We start from the raw sequence: 20,582 nt of genomic DNA on the forward strand, positions 1-20,582 counted from the left end.
CCCCGCCAGCGTTCCGCCCGCGGGGGAGAATTCCCGGCGCGCGGGGCCGCGTGCGGCCTCAAGCTTGACGGTGCCATGCCCGAAAGTGTGCCCTGCCACGCAAAGAAAAGAGGAGCGGGACGGCCGGGGGAACGGTAAAAGCAAAGGGATCGACGAGGGCACCACGCACAGGCGGACCCGATGCGAGACAAGAGTGGAGATCTGACGGAGTCTTCTCCCCTGTGGAACCGCGTCTCTGCGGGCCACGGCGCCTTTGGCGCGCGTCTGCGCACCTGGCGGCGCATGAACAACATGAAGCAGGAGGCGCTGGCCCAGGTGCTGGGCGTCACCCAGAAGACCGTTTCCATCTGGGAAAGCGGGGTCGACCTGCCGTCCGCTGCCCATTTGGCGCGCCTCGAAAGCTTGATGGCGCAGACAGCCAGTTCCGAACTGGCGCTGGAGCGCCTGTTCACCGAGCGGCAGGCGGGGGTGCGGGCCCTGTTCGACGTGGACGGCACACGCCTCCTGGCGGTGTCCCGCGGCTATCGGGCCTTCTGGCCCAACACCGCCGATCTGGAAGGCGCCTTCCTGGTGGAATATCTGGTGAACGAGGCGCAGCACCTCACCGCCAATCCGGAATTTGCGCAGGCGATCCTGTCGGGCGACCTGGTGCTCGCCAGCGGCTACAGCCTGCGCATGACCAGCCTGGAACTGGACGAGATGGTCCCCCATCGCTGGCACGCCTGCTTCCGCCGCTATGGGGCGCGGACCATCGTGGATGTGGTGAGCGAGATGGGGCCGCTCGCACGCGAGCCGGGCATTGACGACATCGTCTACCTGGACGAGATCAAGCCCAGGTGAGCACAGCCCAGCTGAGCACAGCCTGGGTGAGCACAGCCCAGGTGAGCACAGCCCGCGCAATCGCCTCCTGCCTGAATTTCAGCCAGCCTGGCCGCGCAAAAATGTGCAGCGAGACCGGCGAAAAAATCACAAAACCATCATAGAATGAGGGGCATACATCGTCGAGAGTGCGATCGTTCAGACTGGCGCAGCCGGAGCGGCCAGGCGCCCTCTCGGTTTGCCATGAGCCGGATATGCCGGGCCGGCTCCAGACCAGGGATAGCAGCGGGCCCCACATGCCTCCCCAGAATGGAAAATTCGCCGCTATCCCCTCGCTGGAGGGGCGTTCCGGGGTGGGGCAGGGCGCCTTCGCCGCGCGGCTGCGGACCTGGCGGCGCATCAACGGCATCAAGCAGGCGGCGCTGGCGGAGATGCTGGGTGTGTCGCAGACCGCCGTCTCCATCTGGGAAAACGGCCATGAGTTGCCCTCGGCCGAACGCCTCGCCCGGTTGGAAAGCCTGATGGCCCATACCGCCCGCGACGAGGTGGCGGTGGAGCGCCTGTTCGTGGAGCGCCAGCAAGGCGTGCGGGCGCTGTTCGATCTCGACGGCATCCGCGTGCTCGCCGTGTCCCGCGGGTTTCGCGCGCTCTGGCCCCAGACCGGCGAGCTGATGGGTAGCTTCCTCATCGACTATCTGGTGAATGAAGCCCGCCGCCTCGCCTCCGACCAGAAATATGCCCAGGCCATCCTCTCCGGCGAACTGGTGCTGGCGAGCGGCTATAGCGACCGGATGACCGATCTCGACATTGACGAGATGGTGCCGCATCGCTGGCACATGTGCTTCCGCCGCTACGGCGCCCGCACCATTGCGGACGTGGTCTATGAGCCGGGCGAGGGGGAGCACGGGCCGGGCATCGACGACCTCGTCTATCTCGACGACCTCAAGGCGGAATAGACTCGCGCGGGGCGACGCGGGGGCGGTCTGCTGATAGGCTCCCCCTTCCGCATCGGCACCGTCAGGGGGCACCGCGTGTTCTATCCGTCCGGAAAGCCGTTCACCCGCTGGTGGTGGTTCGCCTGCGAGATCCGGCGGGGCGACATCACCGCCCAACTGGAATGGGTCAAGGCCAACGGCTTCGGCGGGGTGGAGATCGCCTGGATCTATCCTCCGCGCGGCGAGCGGCCCTGGCGGCGCCTTTTTCCCGACATCACGCCCGAGGAAGAGGAGCGCCGCGCCAAGGCCGCGCCCTGGCTTTCGGCGGAATGGACCGACGACGTGGCTTTCGCCAAGGCCGAAGCAACCCGGCTCGGGCTCGGTTGCGACTTCACCTTTGGCACGCTCTGGCCCTTCGGCGACAGCCAGGTGCCACTGGCCGATGCCAGCCGGCAATTCGTGGTGGATGCCCTCGGCACCGTCGTCTTCCCGCTCCAGGAGATCGACCAGTCGTGGGAGATGCCCGCCAAGGGGCGGGTGATCGATCATCTCAACCGCGACGCCTTCGCCCGCTATGCCGACCGCATGGTGGCGGCGCTCCAGCCTGCGCTTGCCGGCCCGCCCTCCGCCGTCTTCTGCGAAAGCTGGGAGGTGCGGTCGGAGACGCTGTGGACCGAGGGCCTCGACCAGGCCTTCCTGGAGCGCTATGGCTACGACATCCGCCCCTATCTGCCGGTGATGTGGGCGCCGGGCAGCGATCCGGACACCCGCCACGACTATCTGGAGCTCCTGTCGGATCGCATCATCGCCCATTTCTACCAGCCCTTCGCGGACCAGGCCCGGGCGGCGGGGGCCTTCTCCCGCGCCCAGGTGGCCGGCGCGCCGGTGGACATGCTGCACGCCTATGCGCTGATCGACGTGCCCGAGACCGAGGCCATGCTGTTCGAGCCCGCCTTCAGCCGCGTCGTCGCCTCGGCGGCGGTGCTGGGCGGGCGGGGCGAGGTGAGCTGCGAGGCCTTCACCTGCCTCTATGGCTTTCCCCGCTGGGTGCCGGACACCCACCAGTTCCGCGAGGAGGTGGGCGACCTCAAGCTGGTGGCCGATGCGCTCCTCGCCCATGGGGTAAACCAGTTCGTCTGGCACGGCATGCCCTTCACGCCGGAGGGGGCGGAGCGCGACTTCCCCTTCTATGCCTCGGTGCATCTGGGACGGAACGAGGGCGCCCTTTCGCGGGTCGCGAGGGACCTCAACGCCTATCTGGAGCGGGTGTGCCAGTTCATGAAACGCGGCCGCACCTATTCCGACGTGGCGGTGTGGCTGCCGCTGGAAGATGGCCGCATGGAGCTGGACTATCCGCCGGAGCGCCAGATCCCCGGCGCCAGCCATCCCTATGAGCTGCGCTATGTGAAGGCGCCGGAGGAGCTGGCGGGCTACCACCCCCTTTATGTGTCGAACGCCCTGGTGAAGGACGCGCGGGTGGTGAACGGGGCGCTGAGCGTGGGCGACGCGGTGTTCCGCGCCCTCTATGTGGACGTGAAATACCTCGCCCTTGAGGGCCTTGAGACCCTGGTCCGCCTCGCCCAGGAGGGCCTGCCGGTGGTCCTCAAGCAGGTGCCGCTCCAGCCGGGCCGCGCCAAGTCGCCCCGCTATGCGGCGCTGATCGCCCAGTTGCGGCGGCTCGGCGTGCACGGCGATTTCCGCCAGACCGTGCCCTGGCAGCCGCTGGCGCGGTCCGCCGACGGGACGCGCCTGCCCGACCATTGGGCGCGCGTGCTGGCGCCCAATGACATCCTGGTCTTCTTCGCCCATCCCCACGCCCAGGACCTGGCCATTCCCGTGGACCATGGCCGTGCCGCCCGCTGCCCGCCTGCCATGCGCACCGTGGTGCTCTCGCCCGATGGGGTTCGCCAGCACACGGTGCGCCTGCCCTTTGCGCCCAACCAGTCCATCCTGGTGCGGGTGCGGCCGAGCGGGGTGGAGTTCGTGGAGATCGTCTATCCCCGACCGGAGTGAGGGACGGGCGGCCGCCCTCCATCCAGATCGGCGGGCGCAATCAGGCTCGGGGCCACCAAATGCCGCGCCCGGAGCTTCAGGAGCGGGCGGGACATGAGCAGCGGCAACAGGCGGCGGTTGAGCCAGAGGCCGGCGGACGAGCGCGGCACATAGCTGCGCGCCATGGCCCGCGCCTGATGCTGCACGCGGGTGAGGGTGGGGCGAAGGCCCGCCTCCCAGGCGGCGAGCGCCTGCGCGAGGGCGCCAGACGGGATGGCGGAACCGCCGCCCATCCCGGCGGTGCGCAGCGCCTGCGCCAGGAGATAGGCCCCCGCCATGGCCATGGACGCCCCTTGGCCGGACAGGAAGGACAGGCCCCAGGCGGCATCCCCCAGCAGCACCGTCCGCCCGTCCCACCAGCGCGGCATTTCGATCTGGCCGAGGGCGTCGAGATAGGCCGCCTCCCAGTCCACCGCGCCATCGATGATCTGCCGCAGCACCGGCCAGGTGCCGGCATAGGCGTCCAAGACCACGCGGTGACGGTCGCGGGCTGGCACGGGGGCGAGGTCGTCGCAGCGCCAGCACAGCAAGGTGGAGAGCTCCCGCGGCCCCGACTGGTAGAGAATGACTTGCCGCCCCACCTCCATATAGCCCTCATAAGGCGGGTCGAGCCGCCCGTCGAACGGCATGCGCCAGGCGGCGCCGCGATAGCCGAGCGGCCGGCAGAACTGAGCCTCCGGGCCGAAGGCCAGCGCGCGCACCTGGCTGTGCATGCCATCGGCGCCCACCACCAGGTCGTAGGCCGCCGACGTTCCGTCACCAAGGCACACCTGCGCGCCCTCCCCCGCCTGAGCGAGCGCAGTGACCGTGCAGCCAAAGCGCGGGCCGGGATGGCCGGTGGCGGCGAGAGCCTCGGCGAGGCGGGCCACCAGCACGTCGCGGGGCACGTGCAGCATCTTGCCGCCGGTCAGCTCGGCCACCACCTGCGCCTTGTAGCGGAAGAGCTCGCGGCCCGTGGCGCCGTCGCGATAGACCGAATCCGCTGCCGGCAGGGCGCAGGCACGCACGTCCGCCAGCAGGCCGAGCCGGTCCGCCACGTCCCAGCCATTGGCCTGGAGGCTGACCACGTAGCCGCCCGTATTCAGCCGGGGCGCGCGCTCGATGATGTCGGCCCGCACGCCGCTGCGGGCGAGGCAAAGCGCCAGCGTGAGGCCGGCCGGGCCGGCGCCGACGATGAGGACCCGCATGGCGCCCTCAGAACCGCGCGCGGGCCTGGACGCCGATCATGCGCGGATCGCCGGGCGCGCCATAGGGGCCGTAGCCATTGTTGGTGGCCACCACATAATAGTCCTGGTTCAACAGGTTGAGCGCCACCAGATAGAGGCTCCAGTTCGACGCCTCGACGCCGAGCCGGGCATTGAAAATGCCGTAGGCCTCCTGCTGGATGGTGTTGTCCACGTCGAAATAGAAGGCCGAGCGCCAGTTCCAGTCCAGCCGCGCCACGCCGTTGAGCTGCGGCGTGAGCGGCGCCTTGTACTGGGCCGACAGGGACAGCGAATAGCGCGAGGCCAGCGGCTGCCAGTTGCCGTCCGCATTGCCGCCGGTCTGCGATGCCGGCGCATCCACGAAGCGGGCATCCAGGAGGCCGAGGCCGGCGAACAGTTCCAGGCCCTCCATGGGGCGCGCGGTGATCTCGAACTCGGCGCCGTAATTGCGCGACTGGGGCGCGTTGGCGATCCAGACCGAATAGCCGTTGAAGGAATAGATCTGCTGGTTGCGCCAGTCGAAATAGAACAGTGAGCCGGACACATCCACCCGGCCGTCGAACAGCGAGGCCTTGATGCCGGTCTCATAGTTCCAGGCGGCTTCCGCCGCATAGGACAGGTCGCTGGTGGGGGCGAAGGAGATGTTGTAGCCGCCGGCCTTGTAGCCCCGCGACACGGTGGCATAGGTGCGCACCTTCGGCGCGATCTCGTAGGAAAAACCGACCTTGGGCGAGAGGTCCGAGCTGCCCATGGACTGGGTCTGCGTCTGCCCCGGCGCGCCCAGCGTGATGCCGGCCACGTTGGAGGCGTGGGCATAGTCGATGCTGCGATTGTCATAGCTGAGGCGCGCGCCCAGCAGCACGTCGAAGCGATCACTCACATGCCAGGTGGCATCGCCGAACAGGGCCGCCGACCAGCCGGTGAGGCTGGAAGTGGTGCCCTCCTCATAGCCGGCCGGCAGGGCCGGCTGGCCGGGATAGAAGACATTGGCGGGGATCGCCATGTTGAAGCCGGTATATTCGTATCGCTCGTCCTTGCTCCCGAAGAAGAAGGCGCCGAGCGTCCAGTCCACGGTCCGGTTGGGATGGGAGACGAGGCGGAATTCCTGCGAAGCCTGGTTGTAGTCACGGGAGAAGCCGTTCTGGCGCAGCGGCGAGAGGGTGAAGTCGCCGCCGTCCCCGTCGCCCTGCGAGCCGCGCCAGGCGGTCACCGAGATCAGCTCCGCGATGCCTGCGTCATAGCTCGCCTTGAGCGAGGCGCCATAGCTGGAAATGCTGGAATCATAAGGGATGGCCGCGTTGTAGCCCTGCTGCCAGACGGTGCCGAACGGGCCGCGATTGCCGCGGCTGCCCTGGTCGGTGGCATAGTCGGCGGAGAACAGCAGGTCGAGCCCTTCCGTTGGCCGCGCCGCCACCTGGATACGGCCGCCGCCATCCTTGTCGCCGTCATAGTCCTTGCCATCGGGGGTGTTGGTGACCCAGCCGTCGGCGGTGTCGCCGAAGATCACCGCGCGCATGGCCAGGTCCTGCCCCAGCGCCGCATTGAGCACGGCGCGCCCCTGCAAGGTCATGTCGGTGCCGAACAGCACGTCGAAGGCAGTGTAGGAGGCGCCGAACTCGGGGGCCATGCTGCGCACATTCACCGCGCCGGCAATGGCGTTGCGGCCATAGAGCGTGCCTTGCGGGCCGCGCAGGATCTCGATCTGCGACAGGTCAACCATGGTCAGGTTGAAGGTGGCGTCATTGCCGATGAAGACATCGTCGCGATAGATGGCCACCGTCGGATCGGTGCCAAACGCGGTGTTGGCGACGCCGCGAATGGAGATGACCGAGGCATCGTTGCCGCCCCGCTGGCTGCGCATCACGGTGTTGACGCTGGCATCGAAGGCATCTTCCAGCCGCTCGATGGTGCGCGCCTGGATGTCGGGCGCGGTGAAGACGGCAATGCTCGCCGGCACCTCCAGCCAGGGCTGGGCGCGGCGCATGGCTTCCACTGTCACCTCGTCGAGGGTGATGTAGGTTTCGCCGGGCTGCGCCATGGGCGGGGGCACGCTCACCGCTTGCGCCTCCTGCGCCATCGCCGTGCGGCCAGCGTCCAGCGCGAGCGCCAAAGCGAGCACCGAGACGGACAGGGAGAGCGCGGCCCTGGGCTGCGTCGGGCGGGAAGACTGGGTCATGAGCTTGAACCCCGAAACCATGCGCCGCCGGACAGCGGCATCCTGCGATGACTTTTCGCAAACAAGGGCAGGTGGTTGGATGGGAAAGGCGTATGCCTTCAGCTCAAAGGCGTATGCCTGAGGCCCAGCCCCGCTCAGCGGCGCAAGGTGGAAGGGGCAAAGCCGAACCGGCGGCGGAAGGCGGTGGAAAAATTGGTGGGGTGGCCATAGCCGGCCCGATAGGAGGCTTCCGACACGGACAGCCCCTCCCGCTCGATCAGGGCGCGGCCGAGCAGCAGGCGGCGCTCGTTCACATAGGCGCCCGCGCAGGTGGCGAATGCGCTGAAGAAATCCCGCTTCAGCTTGCTGGCGCTGACCCCGAACTCTTCGGCCAGCCCGGCAAGGCTGACGATGCTGGCCGGATCGGCATCGATCCGCTCCCGAATGGCTTTCACCCGGTCCAGGTCCCGCGCCCGCAAGGCATCGGCGCCCTGGGGCGTCGCCTCGCCCACCGCCTCCACCAGGGCGCCGAGCAGATCCAGCGCCCGGCTTTCCAGCATGAGGGCGGCAAGGCCCGCCGCCTTGGGTGGCTCCAGCACCTGCCAGGCGATGCGCCGCAAATGGGCATCCAGCGGACGGCGCAGGACGTGGAGCGGGCGTTCCATGGAAAGGCGCAGCGGCTCGAAATCGGTGCCGGAATTGCGCCGCGAGGCTTCGAACCAGTGCGGCGTCACCACCAGTTCCACCGTGCGCACCTGCCGCCCGCCATGGAGCACCGTGCGGCAGGGCCGGCGGTCATTGTCCGAGGCGATCCACACTTCGTTGGGCCTGAAGCCGTCCACCCCCGGCGTATGCGAGGTGGCCTCTCCGTCCAGCACCACGCTGAGCGTGCTGGCCGGAAAGCTCTCGCTGTCGAATGTGAGCGGCGCGTCCACCGCCAGCTCCCGCGAGAGCAGGAACAGCCCGCTCTCCACCTCCACGGAGAGGAAGCGCGCGGCCCCCGCCCGATCCGCCCCCTGGGGCAGGTGCACAAGGCGGCGCAGGTCCGCGAGCGTGGTGGGGTGGTGGGTCGGCGTCATGGCGGCTCGGCTGCGGGCGGGAAGGCGCGGGTGGCGGCAGTCTAAAGATAAAAGCGCGCCATGCGTAGCGCTTCGTCAAAGACGTTATTTTGAATAACTCAAATAAACGTCGCGTGCCCTTTCTGTATTTCCGATCAAACCCCATCGCGCCGATCGCGGGCGCGGGCCCGCACGGTCTTTCTCGAAGCACGCCACGCCGGACCCACCGGGTTGCCGAAAATAACATAGCCCCCTATACTATTTTGAGGAGCACGACATGTCCCACACCCTCCGCGACAAGGACCGTCTCATTGCCCGTGTGCGCCGCATCCGGGGGCAGATGGAGGGCATTGAGCGGGCGCTGGCCGCGGAGGCGCCCTGTGCCGAGGTGCTGCGACAGGTGGCCTCCGTGCGTGGGGCCATGAACGGGCTCACCAGCCAATTGTTCGACGCGCACCTGCGCGCCCATGTGCTGGGCGCCGCCTCCGAGCCCGAGCGGGCGGACGGGGTGGAGGAGCTGATGGGCATCGTGCGCACCTATCTGAAATGAACCGCCGGTGGCGCGCATCCGCGCCGGCGAGAGCGCCAGGGAGAGCACGATGACGGAGGAGGCCATCCCGCAGGCCAAGGGCGCGTGCGACCTTTCCGACTTCCGGCACGAGCACGTCTTCCTCGGCGCCGACCACCGGCGCAACGAGCGCAAGGTGTGGGTGGTGATCGGGCTGACCGCCGCCATGATGGGCGTGGAGATCGCCGCCGGCACGCTTTATGGCTCCATGGCCCTGGTGGCGGACGGCTGGCACATGTCCACCCATGCGGGCGCCATGCTGATCGCGGCACTGGCCTATCTCTATGCCCGCCGCCATGCCCGAGATGCGCGCTTCACCTTCGGCACTGGCAAGCTGGGGGATCTGGCGGGCTTTGCCAGCGCCGTGGTGCTGGCGCTGGTGGCGGTGCTGATCGGCGCCGAAAGCCTGGTGCGCCTGGCCGATCCCGTGCCCATCAGCTTTCCCCAGTCCATCGCCGTGGCGGTGATCGGCCTGCTGGTGAACCTTGCCAGCGCGTGGCTGCTGAAGGACGAGCCCCACGGGCACAGCCACATGTCGCATCACGATCACCATCACGACCATCCCGGCCCCGGCGCAGGAGCCGCGCGCGACAACAATCTGCGCGCCGCCTACCTGCATGTGCTGGCGGATGCGCTGACCTCGGTGCTGGCCATCGCGGCGCTGCTGCTGGGCAGTCTGAACGGCTGGATCTGGGCCGATCCGCTCATGGGCCTGGTGGGCGCGCTGGTGATCGCGCGCTGGTCGATGGGCCTTCTGCGCGACACCGCGGGCGTCCTCCTGGACATGGTGCCGGCCACCCATGCGGCCGAGGAGGACCTGGAAGGCGAAATCCGCGCCGCCCTTGCGGGGGAGGGCGCCGTCATCACCGACCTGCATGTGTGGCAGGTGGGGCCGGGCCATCACGCGGCCATCGTCGCCCTCGCCACCCCCACGCCCAAGGCGCCCCGCCACTACAAGGCGCTGCTGGCGCCCATCCATGAACTGGCCCATGTGACGGTGGAGGTGCAGCCCGCTTGACCCGCCCTCGACCGGAGGCGGCGAGCCCTTGACGTGGACGCCGCACCGGTCCAGTCTATTTCCATGAACATCGAAATAGCCGCCCGCCAGATGGAAGCCCTGGGCAACGCCACCCGCCTCGGCCTCTACCGCACCTTGGTGCGGGCCGGCGAGGCGGGGCTGAGCGTGGGCAGCCTGCAGGAAAAGCACGGCATTCCCGCTTCCACCCTCTCGCACCATCTGCGGCGGCTCATCGACACCGGCCTTGTCACGCAGGAGCGCCAGGCGACCACCCTCATCTGCCGGGCGCACTATCCCAGCATGAACGCCCTGGTGGGCTTCCTGGTGGATGAATGCTGCGCCGATGCCACCTGCGCCCCCGGCGCCGCTCCCTTCACCGCGTGCGACGTGCGCGCGCCCTGATCGCCACCTTTATGTCGTCCAAAATTTCCATAGACCTGGAATAATGGAATAAGAGAATGCCCCTGTCGTCCCTTCCTGTCGCCGTCATCGGGGCCGGCCCCGTGGGCCTCGCCGCCGCCGCCCATCTGGTGCGGCGCGGCCTTGTTCCCGTTGTCCTCGAACAGGCGGCCGAGGTCGCCGCCTCCCTGCGCGATGTGGCCCATGTGCGCCTCTTCTCGCCCTGGCGCTACAATGTGGACAGCGCCGCCCGCGCGCTGCTGGAGGAGACCGGCTGGCGCGCGCCGGATCCCGAGGGCTTGCCCACGGCCGGCGAACTGGTGGCGGACTATCTTGCGCCGCTCGCCGCCCATCCCGCCCTCGCGCCCCGGATCCGCCTTGGCACCCACGTCACCGCCATCGGCCGGCGGGGGCTGGACCGCATGCGCTCCGAGGGGCGGGCGGAGGCGCCCTTCGTGATCCGCTGGCGCACCGCCGGCGGGGAGACGGGCCGCCTGGAGGCGCGCGCGGTGATCGATGCCACCGGCACCTGGGGCCATCCCAGCCCCATGGGGGCGGACGGCATGGCGGTGGAGGGGGAGGACAGTCTCGGCGAGGCCCTTGCCTATGGACTTCCCGACGTGGCCGGCCGCGCGCGGGCCCATTATGCGGGACGCCGCGTGCTGGTGGTGGGCTCCGGCCATTCCGCCACCCAGGTGGTGCTGGACCTGGCCAAGCTGCGCGAGGCGGACCCGGCGACCCAAATCCTGTGGGGGCTGCGCACCGAGCATGTGGCCAAGCTCAGGGGCGGTGGCGCGGCCGACCAGCTTCCCGCGCGGGGGGCGCTGGGCCTGTCCGCCGCCCGGGTGATCGAGACCGGCGCCGCGCGGGTGCTGGCGCCGCTGGCCATCACGCGGGTGGAGCGGCAAGGGGAGGGCGTCGCCGTTACCGCCACCCTTGGAGGCGGACCGACCGTGTTCGAGGTGGATCGGATCGTGGTCGCCACCGGCCTGCGCCCAAGCTTCGGCCTGCTGCGGGAATTGCGCGTCGCCATCGATCCCATCACCGAGGCGCCCCCCACCTTGGCGCCGCTCATCGACCCTAATCTGCACGCCTGCGGCAGCGTCCCGCCCCATGGGGCGGTGGAACTGGCCCATCCCGAGCCCGGCTTCTTCATCGTGGGCGCCAAGTCCTATGGCCGAGCGCCCACCTTCCTCATGGCCACCGGCTATGAGCAGGCGCGCTCGGTGGTGGCGGAGATTGCCGGCGACCATGCGGCCGCCCGGCGGGTGGAATTGGTGCTGCCGGAAACCGGCGTGTGCCGCGCCCCGCCCGCCTTGGAGCGGGCCGGGGTTGGCTGCTGCGGCGGGCCGCCGCCGGAAACGGCCCCGGAGACGGCTTCCGCCTGCTGCGCGGACGATGCCCGCGCCAAGGCGGAGGGCCTCACCGGCTGCGGCTGCGGCGTGCCCGCATGACATCGTCCGCGCCCGCCGGCGCCTATGTTCCCTTGAGCGGCCGCAGCCGCTTCATCACCGGGCTCGGCATCGGGCAGGTGTGCTCCTGGGGCTCGCTTTATTATGCCTTCCCCCTCATCGCCGAGGCCATGGGGCGGGAGATGGGCTGGACCAAGCCGCAGCTCTATGGCGCTGCGACGCTGGGCCTGGTGCTGGCGGGGCTCGCCGCCTATCCGGTGGGGGCGGCCATCGATCGCGGGCATGGGCGCCTGGTCATGTCGGCGGGCGCGGCCTGCGCCGGGCTCCTGCTGCTGGCCTGGTCTCAGGTGGAGGGGCTCGCCGCCTTCTATGTCTGCATCGCCGGCATCGGCATTCTCCAGGCCGCGACCCTCTATGAGCCCGCCTTCGCGGTGGTGGCGCGGCGGTCCGGCACGCGGGGCGCCCGCGCCGGCATCACCGCCCTGACCTTGTGGGGCGGCTTTGCCTCCACGGTCTTCATTCCGCTGACGCAGGCCCTGCTCGACCAGATGGGCTGGCGCGGCACGCTGATGGTGCTGGGCGCGGTGAACCTCCTGGTCTGCGCCAGCCTCTATGCCGGCGTCATCGACCCGGCCGCCGACCATCCCGACCAAAGGGAGGCCAAGAGCGCGACGGCCGGGGGCGGGGTGGTGCGCCATGTGATGCGCCAGCCGGCCTTCTGGGCGCTGGCGCTCGCCTTCACCGCCTATGCGGCCACCTTCTCCGCCTTCACCTTCCACTTCTATCCGCTGCTGGTGGAACGGGGCTTCGACACCGCCACCGTGGTGGCGGCCATGGCCATTATCGGGCCGGCCCAGGTGGCCGGGCGGATCGCCATCTGGGTGTTCGCGCCCAAGGCGTCCGTGCGCCTCATCGGCTGCGCCGTGGTGCTCGCCTTTCCCCTGGCGCTGCTGCTGCTGGAAGCAGGCCCGCCCACCTTCGTCCTGGTGGCGGGGGTGGCCGCGCTTTATGGCGGCGCCAACGGCATCATGACCATCGTGCGCGGCCTTGCCGTGCCGGAAATGGTGACGCGGGAGGCCTATGGCGCCGTCAATGGGGTGCTGGCCGCGCCCGCCACCGTCTCCCGCGCCCTCGCGCCCGTGGGGGCGGCGGCGCTGTGGGCCTGGAGCGGCTCCTATGACGCGGTGCTGCTGGCGGCCATTGGCGGCGCCCTGCTGCTGGTGGCCGGCTTCTGGGCGGCGGCGCTCCTCTCCGCCCGCACCTCCTAACACAGGGAAACCCGAACCATGTCCCTCTTCGAACGCTACCTGACCGTCTGGGTCTTTCTGTGCATCCTCGTCGGCATCGGGCTCGGCGCGCTGGCGCCGGGGCTGTTCCACGCCATCGGCAGCCTGGAGGTGGCGCGGGTGAACCTGCCCGTGGCCGTGCTCATCTGGCTGATGATCGTGCCCATGCTGCTGAAGATCGATTTCGGCGCGCTGGCGCAGGTGAGCCGCCACTGGCGCGGCATTGGCGTGACGCTGCTGGTGAACTGGGCGGTGAAGCCCTTCTCCATGGCGCTCCTGGGCTCGATCTTCATCGGCCATCTGTTCCGGCCCTATCTGCCGGCGGACCAGATCGACAGCTATATTGCCGGCCTCATCCTTTTGGCGGCGGCCCCCTGCACGGCCATGGTGTTCGTGTGGTCGAACCTCACCAAGGGCGAGCCCCATTTCACCCTCTCGCAGGTGGCGCTCAACGACGCCATCATGATCGTGGCCTTCGCCCCCGTGGTGGGGCTTCTGCTGGGCCTGTCCTCCATCACCGTGCCCTGGGCGACGCTGCTTTTGTCCGTGGCGCTCTATATCGTCCTGCCGGTGATCGCCGCCCAGATGCTGCGCCGGCAGGTGCTGGCCTCAGGCGGGGCGGCGGGGCTGGAGCGCATCCTGCGGGTCCTCCAGCCCGCTTCCCTGGTGGCGCTGCTGGCGACCCTCGTCCTCCTCTTCGCCTTCCAGGGCGAGCAGATCCTCGCCCAGCCTGTGGTGATCGCGCTTTTGGCGGTGCCCATCCTGATCCAGGTCTATTTCAATTCGGGGCTGGCCTACTTGCTGAACCGCGTCTCCGGCGAGGCCCATTGCGTGGCCGGCCCCTCCGCCCTCATCGGCGCGTCCAACTTCTTCGAGCTGGCGGTGGCCGCGGCCATCTCCCTGTTTGGCTTCCAATCCGGCGCGGCGCTCGCCACCGTGGTGGGCGTGCTCATCGAGGTGCCGGTGATGCTCTCCGTGGTCTGGATCGTGAACCGCTCCAAGGATTGGTACGAGGCCGGCGCGCGGGTGAAGGCGCACAGCGGGGGGAAGGGGTGAGGGGGCGCCTCACGCCGCCCGGCGCAAGGCGAAGGACCGGCCGTCCGGGGAGGCGACAAGCCCCATGCGGAACAAGGCTGTGAGCACATCGGCGACGGCCGCGCGCACCTTGGGGGCGGGCTTGAAGGTGGCGGCGATGGCGGCGGCGTCCAGGGGGCCGGCGGCCTCCATGAGGGCGGCCATGACCACGGCGGTCTGCTCCCGGTCGGTCTTGGGGAAAGCGGGGCGCGCGCCGGGGGCGGCGTCGGGCGTGTCGTCTCCCAGATCCGCCTCCAATTGCTCGGCCTTCTCCTTGGCGGAGCCGAAGCGGGGAATCTGGTAGTCCGGCCGCAGCCAGCGCACGAGGCCGCGCTTTTCCTCCGCCGCCCGTTGCTTGTTGAGGGCGACGAGGCGGGCGAGCACCTCTTCCTCGGGCAGGTCCACGGGCCAGCCATAGGCCTCCGCCACGGCGGCGTCGATCTTCTCGTGCAGCTCTTTCAGGATCAGGACGAGGCCGTCATCGAAGATGCGCTGCTCCTTGGCGTCGAGGTCGGCCCGCGCCGCCCCCGCCTTCAGGCGCTCCAGCACATTGTAGAGGCCGGTGAGGGTGAGATGCTCATGGGCCGCCAGCACGCGCTTGCGATGCGCGTCCAACTCCTCCGCGAGGTCACGGATGACGGCTTTTTGGGCTTCGGTGGCGGCGGGGAAGGGGAAGGGATCGAAAGTGCGGGATTTGACATAAACGGGATCGTTACCGATGCCGAGCCAGCCACCGGCTCGGAGGGCCCAGCGCACGTGTATTTGCGATGAAACAACTCCAAGTACGTATGCATCAGATGAAGAAATGGCAATAAGCTTGTTGTCGGGAGTGATTTCGTCTTTCAGAAACTGAAAAATAGTATGTCGAGATGTTTCTATAGTCGCGATGTATCGCTTTAGTCCGACCAGTGTCGGCCTTAGCTCTCGCCTGGGTTCGCCAAATATCCACCAATTATCCCGATACGAGGGGCGGTTGTTGTGATCCCGCTCCGGCTTCACGGTCCGCAACAGATGCTGATAGACCTCAGGGTATCGGTCCCGCACCTCATCGGCCTCCAGCCCGAAGAGATCGATCACCATGACACCGCGCGGTCGTGCCGCCAGATCGCGCCCATTGCGATAGGGGCGGATGTGCCGCTCCAGTCCCGGACGACGCCCCAGGCCCAGAGCGGCCGCTTCCTCCGGCGTCACAATGAAGCCGGACCCATGCAGTGACATTCCTCTCGACGATAGCCCCTCATTGGCGCGCAATGGGACGGCCGATGCAACATCCACCCCCACCGTCAAATCCGAATTGATCGTCCCCCTCCGCTCGGCAAAGCCGATGATCGGCGCGTCGGTGTCGACGCCCTCTTCGCTGGTCACCTCCCGCAGCAGGCCCTCGCGCTTGCCATTGACGGCCACCGTCATGGCGATGCGCACCGCCGCGCTGTCGCGGGCCGCCTTGGTCCAGGGATGGTCGGGAATGGCCATGACCAGGGAAATGGGCTTCTTGGCCTGGAGATAGCGCTCCATCACCCGGCGCTGGAACACCTGGCTGATGGAATTGGTGGTGACGAAGCCGAAGCGGCGCAGCATTGTGCCCTTGCGGGAGAGGATGTCCGCCGCCCGGTCCCACCAATACATGACGAAGTCGGCGCTCTCATTCATGTGCGGATGGGCCGCCCACAGCGCCTCGGCTCGGGCATCCCCGAGCCGCGCGCGCAAGGTGGCCCCACCGATGAAAGGCGGGTTGCCGACGATGAACTCCGCCTTCGGCCATTCCGGCACCCGCGCGCCGGGATAGGCCTCCTTGCCCGCAACGAATTGCGGGGCGGGAGAACCGTCCCAAGTGAGCACCGCGTCCATGGCCTTGATGTTCTTGAAGGCGCGCAGGATGGGCTCGCTCGGCTGGCCGCCGCGCGTGCGCACATGCCATTGCAGATGGCCGATCCACAGCACCAGCTCGGCGATGGCCGCCGCGCGCGGGTTCAGCTCCAGGCCCAGAAACTGATGCGGGTCCACCGTGTGGCCTTCCAGGCCGATGAGCGCTTCCTGGCCGCCCAGGTCCGCCAGCGCCTCCAGCACCTCGCCTTCCAGGCGCTTCATCAGCTCCAGCGCCACATAGAGGAAGTTGCCGGTGCCGCAGGCGGGGTCCAGCACCCGCGTGGCGCACAATTTGTCGTGGAAGGCCTTCACGGTGGCCGCCGCATCCTTGCCGCGCGCGCCCGCCTTCTGCCGCTCGGCGGTGGAGAGCACCTGCGCCCATTCCGCCCGGAGCGGATCGATGATCGTGGCGATGACCAGCCGCTCCACATAGGCGCGGGGCGTATAATGCGCGCCGAGGCGGCGCCGCTCCACCGGGTCCAGCGCCTGCTCCAGCAGCGTGCCGAAAATCGCCGGCTCCACGTCGCGCCAGTCATATTCCGCCGCCGCCCGCAACTCGCCGATGGCGCCCTTGTCCAGGGGCAAGGCGCGGCGGTTCTTGAAGAACTCGCCATTGAAGCGGCGCACCTTGTGCTTGATGGCGGCGGAAAAGGCGCCCTCGTCCATGGCGCGCCAGAGGTCCTCCAGCATGGCGGGGAAGATGTCCGGGCTCGCCTCGCAGGCGCGCAGCAGCGCCTTGAAGCTGTCCTTGGGCAGCAGCTCCACATCCTCCGCGAACATGGTGAAGAGCAGGCGCATGAGGAACATGGCCACCCCTTCGGCCGGCTGGCCGGCTTCCTCCAGGGCCTTGGAGACGGTGGCGAGGCGCACGGCAATCTCCCGCGTCACCCGCGCCGCATGGCGCGAGGGATCGAGCGACATGGGATCGCTCCAGATCGCTTTCAGCCGCCCGCGCACCTTCTCGTCGCGCAGATCCTCCAGATAGATGCGGAAGGCCGAGCGGTCCGGGAACTGGTCATAGGCCTTCCCGTCGCGGCGGAAATTGGCATAGACCTCGATGCAATGGCCGATGTCGCACACCAGCACGAAGGGCGGCGGCTCGTGGTCCGGCGGCAGCAGGCGCACATAATCCTCCGCCTGCCGGCGGGCATTCATCATCAAGACGTCCCACGCCCGGTCCGCGCCGCGCTTTCCGCGCGTCTTGCCGCCGCCGTCCTGCGGCGCGTCGGCGAGCTTCTTCTCGCCGGAAAAGCGGGATTGCTTGGCCTCCAGGATGAAGCAGTCGCGCTTGTAGAGATCGATGCGCTTGCTGGAGACCGTGCCGTCGCGGGCGGTCTCCTTCACCACCCGCTCGAACACATAGTCATTGCCCTGGGTGGAGGCGTTCGCCGGGTCGGGCGGGGCAAGGCCCAGGATGGCGCACAGTTCCGGCAGGAAGAGCGCGTAATTGGCCCGCTCCTGGCCGCCCTCCCGATCCTGCCACCGCGCGATGAACGCCTCGACCGCCGCACTCATGCCATCCCCCGTCTCAGCCGGGGACAGTAGGGGACGTGCAACCCACGCGGCAAGTGTCTCACGCCCTTGCCTTACGTCCCTGCCTCGCGCCCCACCCTGGCGGCGGCGCTCAAGTTCGCTAGGATGGCGCCGGTTCGTTCGATCCGGTGCCTAAATGTCCGTCTGGTCGCGTTTTTTCGCCGAGCCCGCGCCGCTTCCCGTGCTCGTGCGCCAAGCCTGGCATCCCGGGTTGATCGTGGGCCTCGTCTGCCTGGGCGCGCTGATCGGGCAGCTGGATGCCACCATCGTGCAGCTGGCCCTGCCGACGCTGGGGCGCGTCTTCGACGCGCCGCTCCAGCATGTGAGCTGGGTGGCGCTGGCCTATCTTGCCGCCTTCGTCTCCTTCCTGCCGGTGTTCGGGCGGCTGTGCGAGATGTTCGGCCGCAAGAGCCTCTATCTGGTGGGCTATTTCATCTTCATCCTGGCCAGCGCCCTGTGCGGCCTTGCCGCGAGCTTCGAGCAATTGCTCCTCTTCCGTTTCCTGCAGGGCATGGGCGGCGCGCTGCTGGGCGCCAACAGCATCTCCATCCTGGTGAAGACGGTCTCCCCCGCGCAGCGCGGCCGGGCGCTCGGCTGGTTCGCCGCCGCCCAGGCGGTGGGCATGAGCGCGGGGCCGGTGCTGGGCGGCCTGCTGCTCTCCACGCTCGGCTGGCGCTGGATCTTCTGGCTGACCGTGCCGGTGGGCGCGCTGGCCTTTCTGCTCGGCTGGCTCGCTTTGCCGCGCAGCGCCGAGGCCGGGCGCGCGGAGCCGTTCGACTGGGGCGGGGCGCTCCTGATCGGGCCGGCCTTGGTGCTGGTGGTGACCGTTCTGAACCATGTCTCGCGCGGCGGGCTGCTGTCGGGCGAAACGCTGGGCGGCCTTGCCGTGGTGGCTTTCCTCCTGGCGCTGCTGGTGAGGCGCGAGCGGGCGGCGCCGGCGCCCCTCATCCATCCGGCGCTGTTCAAGAGCCCGGCCTTCTGCAGCGCGGCCGTGGGGGTGATGCTGGCCTATGCCCAGCTGTTCGGCATGTTCTTCCTCATGTCGTTCGCGCAGGGCCATGGCTTCGGCGAGCCGCCGGGGGTGGCGGGCCTCCACCTGGCCATCATTCCCGTCGCCCTCGGCCTCACCGCGCCCTTCAGCAGCCGGGTGCGAGAGCGGATCGGCGAACGCTGGATCGGCCCTGTCGGCATGGCCCTGAGCCTTGCCGCCGTGCTCCTGCTCCTGGCGACGCTGGGGCGGGTGGAGAACCATCGCCTCAGCGACGGCATCGCCTATGGGCTGTTCGGCATGGGCCTTGGGCTCTACATCGCGCCCAACAATCATGTGGCGCTCGCTGCCGTGCCGCCGGCCTTGTCGGGGCCGGCGGGTGCGCTGCTCAACCTGATGCGGGCGCTCGGCACGAGCCTGGGCGTTGCCGGCGCCGCGAGTGTGCTGGCGCTGAACCTCGCCGGACGCGCGGAGGCCGCGAAAGGATGGATCGCCACCAGCGGCGCCGACATGGTCCTTGCCGTGCGGGACAGCCTGCCGGTACTGGCGGGAGTGGTGCTGCTGGCGGCCTTGGCGGCGGCCTCTGCGGCGCGGTGGGTGGCCGTGCGCGCCGAGCGCGGGAACGCCTCACATTGAATCCCCTGCACGTTTCAATGTGAGGGGTGAAAGCGTCTCTGTTCCATAATTCAGAGCGAGAGGTTGGAGGTGTCCGCGCTGCTCGCCACACGGTTGCCGCCCGCGCGCTTGGCGCGGTAGAGCGCTGCATCCACCTGGGAGAGCAGCGCATTGGCATCTTGCGGGCCGGCAGGGATGCAGGTCAGCACACCGAAGCTGGCGGTGACGACGCGGCCGGTGCGAGAGGCCTCGTGAACTATCTCGAGCGCCTCGATGGCGCGACGCAGCCCTTCGGCGAAGGCCATGGCCGCGGTTTGGTCGGTCTTCGGGAGAATGACGGCGAATTCCTCCCCGCCATAGCGCGCCGCGCGCGCGCCCGATTCCCCCGCCGCCAGCAGGACGGATGCGACCCGCCGCAGGCAGGCGTCGCCCGCGGGATGGCCATAGAGGTCGTTGAAGCTCTTGAAGGAATCAATGTCCAGCAGGACGAGAGACAAGGGCAGGCCTGCGCCCGCGTGGTGCTCCAGTTCGTCCAGGAGCGTCCCATCGAAATGGCGGCGGTTCGCCAGGCCGGTGAGAGCGTCGGTGATGGAGAGGCGCAGGATGCGGTCGTTGAGGCTGCGCAACTCTGCCTCCGCGGCCTTGCGGGCACTGATGTCGCGGACGATGGAGCAATTGTAGCGGACGCCTTCATACGCAACGAGGTTCACGGTCACCTCGATGGGAATGTCCTGCCCGGACTTGGAGCGGTTCACGGTCTCGATCTTGAACGAGCCTTTTTCCTCGATCGCACGCCAGTGCTCGCGCCAACGGTGCTCGTCGAACAGAGGATCGATGTCCCAGACACGCATGGTGCGCAATTCGTCGGCGGTGTAGCCCAACAACCGTGTGGCGGCGGGATTGACGAACACATAGCGGGCATCCGCATCAAGCCAGATGACCATGTCGGTGATCCGTTCGACCGTGTATTGCGTCAGCCGCGAGCGATACTGGTCCTCGCGGGCGCGCTGCGCGTCCTCGAGGATGACGGTGAAGGTGGCCGATCCTGTGGTGGCCGGCCGAACCGTCACCGTCGCGTCGCGCCACGCCCCAGCGCGCGGGCGATACCGGGTCTCCATCACCGCCCCATAGGCATGCTCGGGGCGGCCCATATAATCGCGGATGAGCCGGCATCCGTCAGCGGTGATGAAGGTGTCGATGGACGTACTCAGGAGCTCGGCGCACGGTAGTCCGGCCATGGCGCTCCAGCCGGCATCAGCCGACAGCAGGGTTCCTTGGGCATCAATGACGCCGCTGCCGCGGATCGGGCGTTGCCTCAGTGCATGGTCCACGATCCCGAGAGCCCCGTTTTCATCGCACGCTGCGCACTCACTACCTGTACGGGTGATCGCTGGGCTATGCGAGAGTGGCGCTCCCAAGGGGACTCGAACCCCTGTTTTCGCCGTGAGAGGGCGACGTCCTAGACCGCTAGACGATGGGAGCCGGCCGGGAAGGCGCTTCGTATATCCGCGAACGGGGGGCACATCAAGCCCTCATTCGCGGGGCGCGCAGTTTCGCCCCGCGGGCGGGGGCGGGGCTGTGGATAAGGGCTCGGCTTGT

Annotated in this window: 15 protein-coding genes and 1 tRNA gene; 10 read left to right on the forward strand and 6 right to left on the reverse strand. The window is 68.8% G+C overall.

Annotation, left to right across the window (positions count from 1 at the left end):
• The first annotated feature begins 180 nt into the window (after window positions 1–180).
• The 3 genes from PV781_RS13135 (at window position 181) to PV781_RS13145 (ending at window position 3,767) form a co-directional block, all read left to right on the forward strand.
• Entirely contained in the window at window positions 181–840 is a 660-nt protein-coding gene (locus tag PV781_RS13135; protein WP_274776076.1) for a helix-turn-helix domain-containing protein, read from the forward strand.
• A 275-nt stretch (window positions 841–1,115) separates the two neighbouring features.
• Entirely contained in the window at window positions 1,116–1,775 is a 660-nt protein-coding gene (locus PV781_RS13140) for a helix-turn-helix domain-containing protein (protein ID WP_274776077.1), read from the forward strand.
• Window positions 1,776–1,850: 75 nt separating this feature from the next.
• Window positions 1,851–3,767: a glycosyl hydrolase gene (locus tag PV781_RS13145; protein ID WP_274776078.1), complete on the forward strand. Its 1,917-nt coding sequence runs from the start codon at window positions 1,851–1,853 to the stop codon at window positions 3,765–3,767.
• Here the strand turns inward: PV781_RS13145 and PV781_RS13150 are convergent.
• The 3 genes from PV781_RS13150 to PV781_RS13160 form a co-directional block, all read right to left on the reverse strand.
• Window positions 3,749–4,993 (reverse strand): FAD-dependent monooxygenase, encoded by a 1,245-nt coding sequence (locus tag PV781_RS13150; RefSeq protein ID WP_274776079.1) that lies wholly within the window; start codon window positions 4,991–4,993, stop codon window positions 3,749–3,751. The two genes, PV781_RS13145 and PV781_RS13150, sit on opposite strands and share 19 nt — an antisense overlap.
• 7 nt (window positions 4,994–5,000) lie before the next feature.
• Window positions 5,001–7,187 (reverse strand): TonB-dependent receptor, encoded by a 2,187-nt coding sequence (locus PV781_RS13155; RefSeq protein ID WP_274776080.1) that lies wholly within the window; start codon window positions 7,185–7,187, stop codon window positions 5,001–5,003.
• Window positions 7,188–7,321: 134 nt separating this feature from the next.
• Entirely contained in the window at window positions 7,322–8,245 is a 924-nt protein-coding gene (locus PV781_RS13160) for a helix-turn-helix transcriptional regulator (protein ID WP_274776081.1), read from the reverse strand.
• A gap of 256 nt (window positions 8,246–8,501) precedes the next feature.
• Here PV781_RS13160 and PV781_RS13165 point away from each other — a divergent pair, with 256 nt between their 5' ends.
• The 6 genes from PV781_RS13165 to arsB all read left to right on the forward strand — a co-directional run bounded on the left by PV781_RS13165 (window position 8,502) and on the right by arsB (window position 13,963).
• Window positions 8,502–8,774, forward strand: coding sequence for a metal/formaldehyde-sensitive transcriptional repressor (locus PV781_RS13165; protein WP_274776082.1), 273 nt, complete (start codon window positions 8,502–8,504; stop codon window positions 8,772–8,774).
• A gap of 49 nt (window positions 8,775–8,823) precedes the next feature.
• Entirely contained in the window at window positions 8,824–9,810 is a 987-nt protein-coding gene (gene dmeF, locus PV781_RS13170) for a CDF family Co(II)/Ni(II) efflux transporter DmeF (RefSeq protein WP_274776083.1), read from the forward strand.
• Between the two features lie 63 nt (window positions 9,811–9,873).
• Window positions 9,874–10,212, forward strand: a complete 339-nt coding sequence (locus PV781_RS13175) for an ArsR/SmtB family transcription factor (RefSeq protein WP_274776162.1) — start codon at window positions 9,874–9,876, stop codon at window positions 10,210–10,212.
• A 56-nt stretch (window positions 10,213–10,268) separates the two neighbouring features.
• The gene (locus PV781_RS13180) at window positions 10,269–11,663 is read left to right on the forward strand and encodes an NAD(P)-binding domain-containing protein (protein WP_274776084.1); all 1,395 of its coding nucleotides are present in this window, start codon (window positions 10,269–10,271) and stop codon (window positions 11,661–11,663) included.
• Window positions 11,660–12,889, forward strand: a complete 1,230-nt coding sequence (locus PV781_RS13185) for an MFS transporter (protein ID WP_274776085.1) — start codon at window positions 11,660–11,662, stop codon at window positions 12,887–12,889. The genes PV781_RS13180 and PV781_RS13185 overlap by 4 nt, the downstream gene beginning before the upstream one ends.
• A gap of 18 nt (window positions 12,890–12,907) precedes the next feature.
• Window positions 12,908–13,963: an ACR3 family arsenite efflux transporter gene (arsB, locus tag PV781_RS13190; RefSeq protein WP_274776086.1), complete on the forward strand. Its 1,056-nt coding sequence runs from the start codon at window positions 12,908–12,910 to the stop codon at window positions 13,961–13,963.
• 9 nt (window positions 13,964–13,972) lie between these two features.
• Here arsB and PV781_RS13195 read toward each other — a convergent pair whose 3' ends face one another.
• Window positions 13,973–17,362, reverse strand: a complete 3,390-nt coding sequence (locus PV781_RS13195; RefSeq protein ID WP_274776087.1) for a class I SAM-dependent DNA methyltransferase — start codon at window positions 17,360–17,362, stop codon at window positions 13,973–13,975.
• A gap of 154 nt (window positions 17,363–17,516) precedes the next feature.
• Here PV781_RS13195 and PV781_RS13200 point away from each other — a divergent pair, with 154 nt between their 5' ends.
• Window positions 17,517–19,004: an MFS transporter gene (locus tag PV781_RS13200; RefSeq protein WP_274776088.1), complete on the forward strand. Its 1,488-nt coding sequence runs from the start codon at window positions 17,517–17,519 to the stop codon at window positions 19,002–19,004.
• A 50-nt stretch (window positions 19,005–19,054) separates the two neighbouring features.
• Here PV781_RS13200 and PV781_RS13205 read toward each other — a convergent pair whose 3' ends face one another.
• Both PV781_RS13205 and PV781_RS13210 read right to left on the reverse strand, forming a co-directional pair.
• Complete coding sequence (locus tag PV781_RS13205; RefSeq protein WP_274776089.1) at window positions 19,055–20,221, reverse strand: GGDEF domain-containing protein; 1,167 nt, start codon at window positions 20,219–20,221, stop codon at window positions 19,055–19,057.
• 168 nt (window positions 20,222–20,389) lie between these two features.
• Window positions 20,390–20,465, reverse strand: a tRNA-Glu gene (locus tag PV781_RS13210).
• Window positions 20,466–20,582: the final 117 nt, after the last annotated feature.

The sequence above is a fragment of the Aquabacter sediminis genome (assembly GCF_028863665.1).
Taxonomy (GTDB): domain Bacteria; phylum Pseudomonadota; class Alphaproteobacteria; order Rhizobiales; family Xanthobacteraceae; genus L1I39.

Coding starts and splice junctions, on each gene's coding strand:
- dmeF (WP_274776083.1), top strand. CDS start 8,824: ATGACGGAGGAGGCCATCCCGCAGGCCAAGGGCGCGTGCGACCTTTCC.
- PV781_RS13185 (WP_274776085.1), top strand. CDS start 11,660: ATGACATCGTCCGCGCCCGCCGGCGCCTATGTTCCCTTGAGCGGCCGC.
- PV781_RS13135 (WP_274776076.1), top strand. CDS start 181: ATGCGAGACAAGAGTGGAGATCTGACGGAGTCTTCTCCCCTGTGGAAC.
- PV781_RS13195 (WP_274776087.1), bottom strand. CDS start 17,362: ATGAGTGCGGCGGTCGAGGCGTTCATCGCGCGGTGGCAGGATCGGGAG.
- PV781_RS13200 (WP_274776088.1), top strand. CDS start 17,517: ATGTCCGTCTGGTCGCGTTTTTTCGCCGAGCCCGCGCCGCTTCCCGTG.
- PV781_RS13155 (WP_274776080.1), bottom strand. CDS start 7,187: ATGACCCAGTCTTCCCGCCCGACGCAGCCCAGGGCCGCGCTCTCCCTG.
- arsB (WP_274776086.1), top strand. CDS start 12,908: ATGTCCCTCTTCGAACGCTACCTGACCGTCTGGGTCTTTCTGTGCATC.
- PV781_RS13140 (WP_274776077.1), top strand. CDS start 1,116: ATGCCTCCCCAGAATGGAAAATTCGCCGCTATCCCCTCGCTGGAGGGG.
- PV781_RS13165 (WP_274776082.1), top strand. CDS start 8,502: ATGTCCCACACCCTCCGCGACAAGGACCGTCTCATTGCCCGTGTGCGC.
- PV781_RS13180 (WP_274776084.1), top strand. CDS start 10,269: ATGCCCCTGTCGTCCCTTCCTGTCGCCGTCATCGGGGCCGGCCCCGTG.
- PV781_RS13175 (WP_274776162.1), top strand. CDS start 9,874: ATGAACATCGAAATAGCCGCCCGCCAGATGGAAGCCCTGGGCAACGCC.
- PV781_RS13205 (WP_274776089.1), bottom strand. CDS start 20,221: ATGGCCGGACTACCGTGCGCCGAGCTCCTGAGTACGTCCATCGACACC.
- PV781_RS13150 (WP_274776079.1), bottom strand. CDS start 4,993: ATGCGGGTCCTCATCGTCGGCGCCGGCCCGGCCGGCCTCACGCTGGCG.
- PV781_RS13160 (WP_274776081.1), bottom strand. CDS start 8,245: ATGACGCCGACCCACCACCCCACCACGCTCGCGGACCTGCGCCGCCTT.